Origin of the sequence: Corynebacterium sp. HMSC05E07 (assembly GCF_001807225.1) — a bacterium.
Lineage (GTDB): Bacteria > Actinomycetota > Actinomycetes > Mycobacteriales > Mycobacteriaceae > Corynebacterium > Corynebacterium singulare.
The window spans coordinates 1-409 of sequence record NZ_KV788254.1 but is presented as its reverse complement, the minus strand read 5'-3'; the positions used below and the strand labels follow the sequence as shown (position 1 = coordinate 409).

Below are 409 nucleotides of genomic sequence, written 5' to 3'. Positions count from 1 at the left end.
GAATAAGTCACAAATGCCCACGATTAATTCTCGGTTAAGTTTTTGTAACCACTTAACCTCATTCATTGACCGACAGTCTTGGCATAAATAGTTTGGTCAATACAACCTAGCTCAGGAAAGGAGGCGACATGAACATCCGTACACTGCAGGCCATGGTCGATGAAACCAACCTTGCAATGAAGAGTGAGGAACGGAAGGAGAGCGCCTTCAGCCAGAATCACTGCGGCGCCAAGGACATCAGCACCATCACTTGGTCCTACTGTGGAAACTAGCGCCCAGTAAAGCAATGTATCCGATTACACTGGCGGGAGGGCTCCTCTCCGGCAGTCTACTTCAGTGGGTAGCTCATGATTAAGGAAATCGTCAGACGCTTTCGTCATTGGGGAGTTACGAGCCAGATTGTTTGGTG

1 protein-coding gene is annotated in these 409 nt (G+C 48.7%); it reads left to right on the top strand.

The window, feature by feature from the left end; translation table 11 throughout:
• The first annotated feature begins 128 nt into the window (after window positions 1–128).
• Entirely contained in the window at window positions 129–272 is a 144-nt protein-coding gene (locus HMPREF3149_RS13635; RefSeq protein WP_168162203.1) for a hypothetical protein, read from the top strand.
• Window positions 273–409 lie beyond the last annotated feature (137 nt).